12 protein-coding genes and 1 pseudogene are annotated in these 10,741 nt (G+C 75.1%); 9 read left to right on the top strand and 4 right to left on the bottom strand.

All coding sequences use genetic code 11. The features are described from left to right. The 6 genes and pseudogenes from ABD353_RS33160 to ABD353_RS33135 all read left to right on the top strand — a co-directional run. Window positions 1-1,997, top strand: a pseudogene (locus ABD353_RS33160) (hypothetical protein); the annotation flags it as partial. A gap of 143 nt (window positions 1,998-2,140) precedes the next feature. Then, on the top strand, window positions 2,141-2,743 hold the full coding sequence (locus tag ABD353_RS33155) for a hypothetical protein (RefSeq protein WP_344627397.1): 603 nt from the start codon (window positions 2,141-2,143) through the stop codon (window positions 2,741-2,743). Between the two features lie 60 nt (window positions 2,744-2,803). Then, complete coding sequence (locus tag ABD353_RS33150; RefSeq protein WP_344627396.1) at window positions 2,804-3,580, top strand: metallophosphoesterase; 777 nt, start codon at window positions 2,804-2,806, stop codon at window positions 3,578-3,580. A 53-nt stretch (window positions 3,581-3,633) separates the two neighbouring features. Further along, window positions 3,634-4,497, top strand: a complete 864-nt coding sequence (locus ABD353_RS33145) for an SMP-30/gluconolactonase/LRE family protein (protein WP_344627395.1) — start codon at window positions 3,634-3,636, stop codon at window positions 4,495-4,497. Window positions 4,498-4,710: 213 nt separating this feature from the next. Then, window positions 4,711-4,908: a hypothetical protein gene (locus ABD353_RS33140; protein WP_344627394.1), complete on the top strand. Its 198-nt coding sequence runs from the start codon at window positions 4,711-4,713 to the stop codon at window positions 4,906-4,908. A 2-nt stretch (window positions 4,909-4,910) separates the two neighbouring features. Then, the gene (locus ABD353_RS33135; protein ID WP_344627393.1) at window positions 4,911-5,255 is read left to right on the top strand and encodes an ArsR/SmtB family transcription factor; all 345 of its coding nucleotides are present in this window, start codon (window positions 4,911-4,913) and stop codon (window positions 5,253-5,255) included. 25 nt (window positions 5,256-5,280) lie between these two features. Here ABD353_RS33135 and ABD353_RS33130 read toward each other — a convergent pair whose 3' ends face one another. Next, window positions 5,281-5,628: an ArsR/SmtB family transcription factor gene (locus ABD353_RS33130; protein WP_344627392.1), complete on the bottom strand. Its 348-nt coding sequence runs from the start codon at window positions 5,626-5,628 to the stop codon at window positions 5,281-5,283. Window positions 5,629-5,740: 112 nt separating this feature from the next. Here ABD353_RS33130 and ABD353_RS33125 point away from each other — a divergent pair, with 112 nt between their 5' ends. After that, a complete protein-coding gene (locus ABD353_RS33125) occupies window positions 5,741-6,835 on the top strand; it encodes an NADH:flavin oxidoreductase/NADH oxidase (RefSeq protein ID WP_344627391.1) in 1,095 nt (364 codons plus the stop codon). 7 nt (window positions 6,836-6,842) lie between these two features. Here the strand turns inward: ABD353_RS33125 and ABD353_RS33120 are convergent, their stop codons facing one another. Beyond that, the gene (locus ABD353_RS33120) at window positions 6,843-7,172 is read right to left on the bottom strand and encodes a hypothetical protein (protein ID WP_344627390.1); all 330 of its coding nucleotides are present in this window, start codon (window positions 7,170-7,172) and stop codon (window positions 6,843-6,845) included. A gap of 155 nt (window positions 7,173-7,327) precedes the next feature. Beyond that, window positions 7,328-8,023: a FadR/GntR family transcriptional regulator gene (locus ABD353_RS33115; protein WP_344627389.1), complete on the bottom strand. Its 696-nt coding sequence runs from the start codon at window positions 8,021-8,023 to the stop codon at window positions 7,328-7,330. A 112-nt stretch (window positions 8,024-8,135) separates the two neighbouring features. On the opposite strand from ABD353_RS33115, the gene ABD353_RS33110 reads away from it, so the two are divergent. Further along, window positions 8,136-8,675, top strand: a complete 540-nt coding sequence (locus ABD353_RS33110) for a gluconokinase (protein WP_344627388.1) — start codon at window positions 8,136-8,138, stop codon at window positions 8,673-8,675. An 11-nt stretch (window positions 8,676-8,686) separates the two neighbouring features. Continuing rightward, entirely contained in the window at window positions 8,687-10,192 is a 1,506-nt protein-coding gene (locus ABD353_RS33105) for a GntP family permease (RefSeq protein WP_425555304.1), read from the top strand. A 77-nt stretch (window positions 10,193-10,269) separates the two neighbouring features. On the opposite strand, the gene ABD353_RS33100 is transcribed toward ABD353_RS33105, so the two are convergent. Then, window positions 10,270-10,578, bottom strand: coding sequence for a hypothetical protein (locus tag ABD353_RS33100; protein WP_344627386.1), 309 nt, complete (start codon window positions 10,576-10,578; stop codon window positions 10,270-10,272). Window positions 10,579-10,741 lie beyond the last annotated feature (163 nt).

Raw genomic sequence — 10,741 nt, 5'->3', positions numbered from 1 at the left:
ACCGCTCGGGCGCGCGGGCCGACCACGCCGCCGCGGCCGGCGCGCACGAGGAGCGCCGCGAGGCCGCCCAGCGGGCCCGCCGCCGCGCCGACGCGCTGGCCGGCCTCGCCTTCCGGCTGCGCGAGCGCGCCAACTGGACGCGCCGGCAGCGCGAACTCGGCGAGGTCGGCGCCGAGGGCGACCGCCGCCAGACCGTCTGCGCCGAACGCGCCCGCACCTGCGACGAGGACCGCCGCGCCGCCCAGCGCGCCGCCGACGACGCCCGCCGCACCGCCCGCACCCTGCGCGCCGAACGCGCCGAACTCTCCACCGTCGCCGAGGACGCCCCCGAGCCCACCGGCACCCCCGCCTCGCTGCCCGCCCTCCGCGAGGCCTACCGGGCGGCCTCCCAGGTCTACGAGAAGGTCGGCGTCGGCGCCGACCTGCGTGCCGAGCAGGCCCGTGCCGAGGGTGACGAGGCCGCCGCCGCGGCCGAACTCGACCGGCTCACCAACAAGGTCCGCACCCGCGCCGAGGAGCTCCTCGCCAGCCCGGACGGCGCCGACGGCCCCGCCCGGCAGGCCGCCGCCGCCCGCGCGGAGGAACTGGTCGCCACCATCGAGGCCCGCTCCGCCACCGCCAGCGAACAGCTCGGTCGGCTCCGCGGCGACGCCGAGCGCTCCGCCCCCGCCGACGGCGAGGCCCACACCGAACTCCCCGAGGACCTCGTCCCCGCCGACCCGGAGCACGCCCAGACGCTGCTGCGCACCGCCACCACCCGGCTCGCCGAGCGCCGCGAGCGGCTGGAGACGGCCCGCACCGAACACGCCGACCTGCTGCGCACCTTCGAGGCGGCGCAGGCCGCCGCGGCGAACTTCGACGAGACCGCGGTGCAGCTCCGCGACGGCCTGCGCGACAACCCGGACGAGGCCGAGCCGCACGCCGAGCCGTACCTCGGCGGCCTCGCCGAGGCCCGCACCGCCGCCACCGAGAGCCGCCGCACCCTGCGGACGGCGGCCGCCGAGCTGAGCGGCGCCGAACTCGCCGTCCGCGACGCCGCCGACGCCCTCATCCGGCACGCCAACGCGGCCCGCTACGAAGCCGTCCGCACCCCGGCCCGCCAGCAGATCCGCGAACTGCCCACCGCCGCCCTGCCCGAGCACGCCGCCGCCTGGGCCGCCGCCTTCGCACCCCGGCTGCGCGTCCTCACCGACGAACTCGCCCAGCTGGAGCGCAACCGCGGCTCGATCGTCGACCGGCTGCGCGGCCTGGTGGAGTCCTCGCTCGCCACGCTGCGCGCCGCCCAGCGGCTCTCCCGCCTGCCCGAGGGCCTGGGGGAGTGGTCCGGCCAGGAGTTCCTGCGGATCCGCTTCGAGGACCCGGACCACGCCGTCCTGGTGGAGCGCCTCGGCGAGGTCATCGACGAGGCCACCCGCGCCGCCGTGAAGAAGAACTCCGACCTGCGCCGCGACGGCATGTCGCTGCTGCTGCGCGGCGTCGCGGCGGCGATCGGCCCGAAGGGCGTCAGCGTCGAGATCCTCAAGCCCGACGCGGTGCTGCGCGCCGAACGCGTCGGCGTCGGCCAGATGTCGGACGTCTTCTCCGGCGGCCAGCTGCTCACCGCCGCCATCGCGCTGTACTGCACGATGGCCGCGCTGCGCGCCAACGACCGCGGCCAGTCCCAGCTGCGGCACGCGGGCACGCTCTTCCTCGACAACCCGATCGGCCGGGCCAACGCCACCTACCTGCTGGAGCTGCAGCGGGCCGTCGCCGACGCGCTGGGCGTGCAGCTGATCTACACCACCGGCCTGTTCGACACCACCGCGCTCGCCGAGTTCCCGCTGGTGATCCGGCTGCGCAACGACGCCGACCTGCGGGCCGGCCTGAAGTACATCTCGGTCGAGGAGCACCTGCGCCCCGGCCTGCCCGCCCCGCAGGACCCGGACGGTCCGACCGTCCACGGCGAGATCACCGCCACCCGGATGTTCAAGCGCCCCGCCGAGGCCCCGGTCGGCTGACCCGATCGGCCACTTCGGGGCCCGCACCCCCGAAGTGGCCGATGGCCGGGTACGCGGCCCCGCCACGGCGTTAGGCTCCTGGTCCAGGACCGGCCCCGAACCGCCGCGGAGCCCGGCCGCCACGACCCGGGGGAGGCCGTCGAATGGAGCCGCACCAGCGGGCACGGACGGACCACCACCTGTCCCTGCGCACCGCCCCGGTCCGCTGCCCCCGCTGCGACTCCCGCGCCGACCGCACCGGCGCCCGCCTGTTGCGCACCTCCCGCGGGCCGGTCCGCGAGAGCGGCCGCTCCTTCGCCGGCCCCGTCCCGGTGACGGCCGGCGGGCGCTGCCCCACCTGCGGCCGCACGCCGCGGCACACCGCCGAGCACGCCACCCGGCTCGGCCTGGCCCGGCCCGGTACGGTCCGCGACCACGTATTGCGCTGCGACTGCGGGACGCGCTCCCGCCACCCGGTGGCCGTCCACCCCTCCCGGGGCCGCAACCAGGGCACCGACCCGGTCTCCGGCCTGCCGCTCCGGCTGCGCACCGACGTCCGCGGCAACGTCCTGCGGGCCCTGGACGCCGCCCACGTGGACGCCGTCGAGGCGTACGTCTCGGCGGTGCTGCGCCCGCCGGCCCGCGGCAACGGCACCCCGGCGAGCCGCCTCCCGGCGTGGATCAAGAGCGCCAAGAACCGCCGGGAGGTCCTGCTCGGCCCGGGCGGCCGGCGGGACCTGCTCCCGGCGGACGGCGCACCGCCCTGACCGGCCCGATCCCCATGTCCCTTCCACCGAGTCCCTTCCACCGATTCCTGGAGGCCCCGCATGCCGGTGATCGCCCACCTCAGCGACATCCACCTCGGTCAGGTCCGCACCGGTCCCGACGGGCCGGACGGCGGTGCCCGCGCCGAGGCCAGGGCCGCGCGGGTGATGGCCCACCTGGAGGCGGTGCCCGGCCCGATCGACGCCGTCCTGGTCACCGGCGACCTCGCCGACCACGGCCTCGCCGAGGAGTACGCCGCGGTCGCCCGGGTGCTCGCCTCCGACCGCTGGCCGGTGCTGACCTGCCCCGGCAACCACGACGTCCGCGAGGCGTACCGGGCGGTGCTGCTCGGCGAGGAGCCGTCGGCGGCGCCGGTGAACCGGCTGCACGAACTCCCGGGGCTCACCGTGCTGATGTGCGACTCCAGCGTCCCCGGCCGCGACGAGGGCCGGTTCGACGAGGAGACCCTGGGCTGGCTGGACACCACCCTCAGCCGGGCCCGCCGGGACGTCCCCGCCGTGGTCGCCTTCCACCACCCGCCGGTCGAGCTCCACCTGCCGGTCGTCGACCCGATCCGGCTGCTCGACGAGGAGCGCCTCGCGGCGGTGCTGCGCTGCCACCCGCAGGTCGCCGCCGTGCTCTGCGGCCACGCGCACACCCCGGCGGCCACCCGCTTCGCCGGTCTGCCGCTGGCGGTCGCGCCCGGCGTGGTCTCGACCGCCCTGCTGCCCTTCGAGAGCGGCGAGGAGCTGGAATTCGACCACCCGCCGATGGTTTCCTTCCACATTCTGGACGCGCAGCGCAGGCTGACCACGCATCACCGCATCGTTCTCTCCTGAGACCGGGCCGCCCCCCCACCGGCCGTCCCGCATCCGCCCGACCAGGAGCCCCCATGCCCCGCACCCTGCACGCCGAGCCGGTCGTCCGCGACCGCGCCCACCTCAACGAGAGCCCGCTCTGGGACGACCGCCACCGGATGCTCCGCTGGGTCGACATCCTGGCCGGCCGGGTGCACGGCTGGGACCCGGCGACCGGGGAGCGCACCCTGTTCGAGGCCGGCCTGCCGGTCGGCGCGGTGGCCCTGCGCGAGGCCGGCGGGCTCGTCCTGGCCGTCGCGGACGGCTTCGCGCTGTTCGACGGCGAGCGGACGACCCGCATCGCCGACCTCGACTCCGAGGGCGGCGAGCTGCGGATGAACGACGCCGTCTGCGACCCCGAGGGCCGCCTGCTCGCCGGCACCATGGCCTACTCGCACGAGCCGGGCCGCGGCACCCTGCACCGCCTGGACGCCGACCACACCGTGCACACCGCGCTGGCCTCGGTCACCATCTCCAACGGCCTCGACTGGTCGGCGGACGGCGAGACCGCCTACTACGCGGACAGCCCGACCCGCGAGGTGCGTGCCTACCGCTACCGCGAGGGCCGGCTGCTCGACCCCCGTCCGTTCGTCACTACCGAGGGCGGCGTGCCGGACGGTCTCGCGGTCGACGCCGAGGGCGGGGTGTGGGTCGCGGTGGCCTTCGCCGGCACGGTCTGCCGCTACCTGCCGGACGGCACCCTCGACACGGTGGTCCGCGTGCCGGCCACCGTGACCACCAGCTGCGCCTTCGGCGGCCCCGACCTGGACACCCTCTACATCACCACCGCCACCGAGAACCTCACCCCGGCCCAGCTCGCCGAGCAGCCGCTGGCCGGCGGGATCTTCGCCTGCGAGCCGGGCGTCCGCGGCCGGGCCGCGAACCGCTACCGCGGCTGACGGGGCACTCACCGCACCGGCTGCCGCACCGACCGCCGCACCGGCCCCGCACCGGTTGCGGAGGCCGGTGCGGCCGGGCCGGTACACCCTCCGGTGGGCGAGGTGCCGTACTCGGTCGGAAACTTGAAGAAGTCTTCCCAGTCTTGGATGCTGGACTCCCCGGGTCTGACCCGGGCGGTGGGCCGGCGCCGCTGCCGGCATCGGAGGTCAGCCGTGACGGACCTGTTCCGCGAGGAGCTCGGGGCGCAGCTGACGCAGGCCCGCGACGACCTCGCCGCCGCCAGGGAGGCGGGCGACGACGACGGCGTGCAGGCCTACCGGGGGCGGATCACGAGTCTGCTGCGGATCGCCGCGCGCCACGGCGTCGAGCTGCCCCACTCGCCGGACGAAGAGGAAGACGAGGACGACTGAGCATGCCGGTCCCGCTCTACCAGGCCAAGGCGGAGTTCTTCCGAACCCTCGGTCACCCGGCGCGCATCCGTGTCCTCGAACTCCTCCAGGACGGTCCGCGTCCGGTCCGCGAACTGCTCGCCGAGATGGACATCGAACCGTCGAACCTCTCCCAGCAGCTCGCCGTGCTGCGCCGCACCAACCTCGTCACGGCGACCCGCGAGGGCAACACCGTGGTCTACGAGCTGAGCACCCCGGACGTCGCCGACCTGCTGCGCGCGGCGCGGCGGATCCTCACCGAGATGATCGCCGACCAGGGCGTGCTGCTGGCCGAACTCCGCGGCGACGGCCGCGTCCCGACCGCCTGAGGCCCGGTCCGCGCGGGCGGAACGTTCAGACCGGGTACCGGGACGCCCGGTGCCCGGCCACCACGCTGTCGAGCAGTCCGGGGAAGCGTGCGGCCAGGTCCTCGCTGCGCAGCGAGTTCATCTTCGACGTGCCGCGCCGCACCTGCCGGATCACTCCGGCCTCCCGCAGCACCCGGAAGTGGTGGGTGAGCGTGGACTTGGCCACCGGCACGTCGAAGGCCAGGCAGTTGACCTGGTCGGTGCAGCCCGCCAGCGAGGAGACGATCCGCAGGCGGACGGGGTCGGCGAGCGCGTGCAGCACGGCCTCCAGGCGGATCTCGCCGACGGCGGGCTCCGGGAAGGGCGCGCAGGCCTCGTGGCGGGTTTCGGTCACCCCCTCATGGTACGAGGATCATCGTAGTTTGACAGATCTCGTAGTACGAGAGTTATCGTACTGAGCAGCACCAGCCTCCCGGCCCGCCCGGGCCACCGCCGAAGGAGCTTCCGTGAGCGCCCTGTTCGAGCCGATCGCCCTCCGCTCGCTGACCGTGCCCAACCGGGTGTGGCTCGCCCCGATGTGCATGTACTCCGCGGCGCCGGACGGCCCCGAGCAGGGCGTCGCCACCGACTTCCACCTCGCCCACCTGGGCGCCCGCGCCGCGGGCGGCGCCGGCCTGGTGATGACCGAGGCCACCGCCGTCCGCCCCGACGGCCGTATCTCGCCCTTCGACCTCGGCCTGTGGAACGACCGGCAGCAGGAGGCGCTGGCCCGGATCGCCGCGCTGATCACCGCCCACGGCGCGGTGCCCGCGATCCAGCTCGCCCACGCCGGCCGCAAGGCCGCCACCGGCCGCCCGAACGACGGCTCCAAGCCGCTGGCCGCCGCGGACGGCGGCTGGCAGCCGGTCGGCGCCTCGCCGATCGCCTTCGGCGAGGGCTACCCGGTGCCGGACGAGCTGACCACCGAGCAGATCGCCGAGCTGGTGCGGGACTTCGCCGCCGCCGCGGTCCGCGCCCGGGAGGCCGGCTTCCGGGTCGCCGAGGTGCACGGCGCCCACGGCTACCTGATCCACTCCTTCCTCTCGCCGCACTCCAACCACCGCACCGACGGCTACGGCGGCTCGTTCGCCGGCCGCGCCCGGTTCGCCCTGGAGGTCGCCGCCGCCGTCCGCGCGGTCTGGCCGGAGGACCTGCCGGTGTTCTTCCGGGTCTCCGCCACCGACTGGCTGGACGGCGAGCCGGGCTGGACGCCCGAGGAGACGGTGCTGCTCGCCAAGGAACTCCAGGCCGTCGGCATCGACCTGGTCGACGTCTCCAGCGGCGGTAACGTCCGGAACGCCGCCATCGCGCTGGGCCCCGGCTACCAGGTGCCGTTCGCCGAGCAGGTCCGCACCGAGGCCGGTGTCCCGGTCAGCGCGGTCGGTCTGATCGTCGAGCCCGCCCAGGCCGAGGAGGTCGTGACCGCCGGCCGCGCCGACGCCGTGATGCTCGGCCGCGAACTGCTGCGCAACCCGTACTGGCCGCTGCACGCCGCCCGCGAGCTCGGCGCCGAGCGTACCTGGCCCCGCCAGTACGGCTACGCGGTCGGCCCGCGCGGCTGACCGGCCGTCAGCGCCAGACCCGGCTGCTCTCCAACGGCGCCCGGCGACCCGCCGGGCGCCGCCGCGGTTCCCGGCTGCCCGCCAGTGGCGAGGCGGAGTTCGGGCCGCGCAGGCGCTGCGCCGCGATCTGGCGCGAGATCAGGATCTCCAGCAGGCTCCACGCCGTACCGAACACGCCGAGGGCCATCAGCAGCAGCGCGGGGGCCAGCAGCCCGCTGCCCGCGTACGAGGCCAGGGTCGCCACGATCAGTGCCACCAGCGTCAGCGAGAGGCTGAACAGGGCGCGGACGGCGGCGGAGCGCACCTCGTGCGGCGGACGGCGGTCAACGGCGGACATCGGCGGGCCTCCCCGGCGCAGCGGACGTGACGAGCGCGGCGGGCGTGCTCCGGCGCACCCCGCCCGACATCCACCACCCTGCCCCACCTCGGGCCCGCCATGCCCGGAAATCCCCGATTCACCCCGGAATCCGACGCTCCGCCCGTGGCGGACCGTCAGTCGAGGGTCGCGTTGAGCTCGTCGAGCGCCCCCGCGACGATCGTGCGCATGGACCGTTCGGCGAGCGCCGCGTCGCCGGCGCAGATCGCCTCGGCCACCTCCCGGTGCAACTGCACCGCGTAGGGCCGGGGCTGGTGCGGCATCAGGTGGTGCTCGGTGCGGCCGGTCAGCACCGCGCCGACGGTGTCCTTCAGGTGCGCGAACATCTCGTTCCCGGAGGCGCGCAGCACGATCGCGTGGAAGGCGATGTCGTGCGCGAGGAAGGTCTCCAGGTCGGCGGCGCGCGCGGTGACGGTCAGCTCCACCGCCAGGGCGCTCAGCTCTCGGCGGTCGTCGTCGCTGGCGTGCACCGCGGCCAGTGCGGCCGCGGCCGGCTCCACCGCGACCCGCAGCGAGCCGAGCGAGCGCAGCTGGGCCGCCCGGTCGGCGCCGGCCAGCCGCCAGCGGATCACCAGCGGGTCGAAGACGTCCCACTCGGACTTCGGGCGGACGGTGATCCCCACCCGCCGCTTCGGGGCGACCATGCGCATCGACTCCAGGATGCGGACGGCCTCGCGGACCACCGTGCGGGAGACCTGGAACCGGTCCTCCAGCTCCTCGGCGCGCAGCACGGCGCCCTCGGGGATCTCGCCGCCGGCGATGGCGGGGCCGAGGTCGGCGAGCAGTCGGCCGGGCAGGCCCTGGATCTCCATCGGGCCAGACTATCGGGAAGCAAAAGTATGACGATTTTGTTGCGGTCGCTTGAATAAGTCATACCTTTGCGCGAAGGTGAGCGCGGAACAGGCAGAAGAGGAGCACCGCCCCATGGCTCTCAGCGTCGAGACCGAGCCGCCCGTCGTCGTCGTGATGGGCGTGTCAGGCGTCGGCAAGACCACCGTCGCCCGGCTGCTCGCCGATCGGCTCGGCCTGCCGGGCGCCGAGGCCGACGACTTCCACCCGCCGGAGAACATCGCCAAGATGAGCGCCGGCGTCCCGCTCGGCGACCGGGACCGCGAGCCGTGGCTGCACGCCCTCGGCCGCTGGCTCGGCGACCGGGCCACCGCCGGCACCGGCGGGGTCGTCACCTGCTCGGCGCTGAAGCGGCAGTACCGCGACACCCTGCGCGCGCACTGCCCGGACGCGTTCTTCCTGCACCTCAGCGGCGGTCACGAGCTGGTCCAGGACCGGCTCGCCCACCGCGTCGGGCACTTCATGCCGACCTCCCTCCTCGACTCCCAGTACGCCCTGCTCGAACCCCTCCAGCCGGACGAGCGCGGCGCCGTACTGGACGTCGGCCCCACCCCCGCCATCCTCGTCGAGTCGGCCGCAGCCCTGCTGGGCCATGTCAACGGAGACCTCGCGTGACCCCCACCTCCCTGCTCGCGGCCGCCGCACCGGCCCTGCCGCACACCGACAGCAACGGCAGACTGCTGCTCGCGGTCCTGCTCAGCATCGGCGCCATCGTGCTGCTGATCACCAAGCTGAAGCTGCACCCCTTCCTCGCCCTCACCCTCGGCTCCGGCCTGCTCGCGGCCGTCGCCGCGGCCCCCTTCGACAAGCTGCTCACCAGCTTCTCCACCGGATTCGGCAGCACCGTCGCCGGCGTCGGCCTGCTCATCGGCCTCGGCGCGATGCTCGGCAAGCTGCTCGCCGACTCGGGCGGCGCCAACACCGTCGCCGACACCGTGCTCGCCCGGACGGGCAAGCGCGGGCTGCCGTGGGCGATGGCGCTGATCGCGGCCGTGCTGGGCCTGCCGCTGTTCTTCGAGGTCGGCGTCGTCCTGCTGATCCCGATCGTGCTGCTGGTGGCCCGCCGCGGCAACGTCCCGCTGATGCGGATCGGCATCCCCGCCCTCGCCGGACTCTCCGTCCTGCACGGCCTGGTGCCCCCGCACCCCGGCCCGCTGGTCGCCGTCGACGCGCTCAAGGCCGACCTCGGCGTCACCCTCGCCCTCGGCCTGCTGATCGCCGTCCCCACGCTGATCGTCGCCGGTCCGCTGTTCGCCCGGATCGCCGAGCGCTGGGTGGGCCCGCTCGACGTGCCCGCCGCCCCCGGCACCGACTCCGCCCCCGGGACCGGCACCGGTTCCGCTTCCGACGGGCCCGCCGCCGACGGTGACGCCGCCCCGCACGGGACCGCCCCGGCCGGCACCGGCACGGGCACGGCGACCGCCACCCGTACGGCGCTGCCCGCGGCCGTCCGCCCCGAGCACGCCCCGCGGTTCGGCGCGGTGCTCGCCACCATCCTGCTGCCCGTCGTGCTGATGCTCGGCAAGGCCCTGGTCGACGTCGTCGTCGACGACCCGAAGGCCGGCGTCCAGCGGTTCTTCGACTTCATCGGCTCGCCGCTGATCGCCCTGCTCGCCGCCGTGCTGCTCGCCATGGTCACCCTCGGCCGGGCGGCCGGCTTCACCAAGGGCCAGGTCTCCGACAGCGTCGCCGCCTCGCTCGGCCCGATCGCCGGCATCGTCTTCATCGTCGGCGCGGGCGGCGGCTTCAAGCAGACCCTGATCGACGTCGGCGTCGGTCAGGCCGTCAGCGCCTGGGCCACCGACTGGCACGTCTCGGCCCTGCTGCTCGGCTGGCTGATCGCCGTGCTGATCCGGCTGGCCACCGGCTCCGCCACGGTCGCCACCATCACCGCGGCCGGCATCGTCGCCCCGCTCGCCGCCGGCATGTCGAGCAGCCACTCCGCCCTGCTGGTCCTCGCGATCGGCGCCGGCTCGCTCTTCTTCTCGCACGTCAACGACGCGGGCTTCTGGCTGGTCAAGGAGTACTTCGGGATGAGCGTCGGCCAGACCGTGAAGTCCTGGTCGGTCATGGAGACGGTGATCTCGGTCGTCGCGATCGCCCTGATCCTGCCGCTCAGCCTGATCGTCTAGGGCCCGCTCCACCGACGCCCCGGGGCCCGCGCACACCACCGTCGATCCGGTGGGTGCGCGGGCCCCCGCGGCGTCGGTCAGCGGCGGCCGGCGTCCGCCGCCGCCCGCTGTGCGAGCAACTCGCCGAGCGGCGCGTCCGGCACCTTGCGCCACCGCTTCGGCCGCCGCCCGTCCGCCCGCTCCGCCACCTCGGCCGCCCGGTCACCGACCTGGCGGCCGTTCAGCGTCGCCAGCACCGTCCGGTGCAGCCGGCGGTTGGCGCTGTTCACCGCCCGCTTGCGGCGCCGGATGCTCGTGCGCGAGCTCTTGTCGTTCTCGCCGAAGGCGTTCCGACGGTCCTTCAGGTAGCTCAGCCGCTTCTTCTCCCGCGGCGTCCTGCGCACCATGCACATCGCCCCCTTCCCCGCACCGACGCTAGGCGCCGGGCGGCGAAGGGGGCGAACGCTTTTACCGGTACTGCCTACTTCTTTCCGCGCTTCGCGAGGCTGTGTCCTACTTCTTTCCGCGCTTCGCGAGGCTGTGTCCTACTTCTTTCCGCGCTTCGCGAGG

The organism is Kitasatospora arboriphila (assembly GCF_039528095.1).
Taxonomy (GTDB): Bacteria; Actinomycetota; Actinomycetes; order Streptomycetales; family Streptomycetaceae; genus Kitasatospora; species Kitasatospora arboriphila.
This window is presented reverse-complemented; position numbering and strand designations above follow the sequence as displayed.

What these genes read in the sequence shown, in the direction of transcription:
- ABD353_RS33155 (WP_344627397.1), top strand. Translation starts at nt 2,141, where the DNA reads ATGGAGCCGCACCAGCGGGCACGGACGGACCACCACCTGTCCCTGCGC.
- ABD353_RS33150 (WP_344627396.1), top strand. Translation starts at nt 2,804, where the DNA reads ATGCCGGTGATCGCCCACCTCAGCGACATCCACCTCGGTCAGGTCCGC.
- ABD353_RS33145 (WP_344627395.1), top strand. Translation starts at nt 3,634, where the DNA reads ATGCCCCGCACCCTGCACGCCGAGCCGGTCGTCCGCGACCGCGCCCAC.
- ABD353_RS33135 (WP_344627393.1), top strand. Translation starts at nt 4,911, where the DNA reads ATGCCGGTCCCGCTCTACCAGGCCAAGGCGGAGTTCTTCCGAACCCTC.
- ABD353_RS33120 (WP_344627390.1), bottom strand. Translation starts at nt 7,172, where the DNA reads ATGTCCGCCGTTGACCGCCGTCCGCCGCACGAGGTGCGCTCCGCCGCC.
- ABD353_RS33115 (WP_344627389.1), bottom strand. Translation starts at nt 8,023, where the DNA reads ATGGAGATCCAGGGCCTGCCCGGCCGACTGCTCGCCGACCTCGGCCCC.
- ABD353_RS33110 (WP_344627388.1), top strand. Translation starts at nt 8,136, where the DNA reads ATGGCTCTCAGCGTCGAGACCGAGCCGCCCGTCGTCGTCGTGATGGGC.
- ABD353_RS33100 (WP_344627386.1), bottom strand. Translation starts at nt 10,578, where the DNA reads ATGGTGCGCAGGACGCCGCGGGAGAAGAAGCGGCTGAGCTACCTGAAG.